This is a genomic window from Bacillus sp. SIMBA_008, assembly GCF_046535495.1.
GTDB classification, from domain to species: domain Bacteria; phylum Bacillota; class Bacilli; order Bacillales; family Bacillaceae; genus Bacillus; species Bacillus subtilis.
This window is the reverse complement of sequence record NZ_JAWRWL010001045.1, coordinates 1-246: the sequence shown is the minus strand read 5'-3', so window position 1 is coordinate 246 and position 246 is coordinate 1. Positions and strand designations below refer to the sequence as shown.

The 246-nt window shown below is 71.1% G+C and carries 1 protein-coding gene; it reads left to right on the top strand.

The window, feature by feature from the left end:
* The coding region (locus SB658_RS26600; protein WP_410603495.1) for a hypothetical protein at nucleotides 1-246 on the top strand (246 nt) is incomplete at both ends.

Sequence of the window (246 nt, the reverse complement as noted above, 5' to 3'; positions counted from 1 at the left end):
GGAGCAGTGCATCGCCATCGAGCTCCTCACCGAGATGCCCGCCCTCACCGCAAACGTCCGCTCGCGGCTCGCGGCGGGACGCGCGGCCGTCGCCGAGGGACTCGAACGCATCGACGGCGTGCGCATGCCGCAGACCGACGGAGGGCTCTCCGCATGGGTGGATCTCGGCGCTCCCGTCTCGACGATGCTGTCTCTCGCGGCGCGCGAGCACGGACTGATCCTGCCGCCAGGACCGAGGTTCACCAC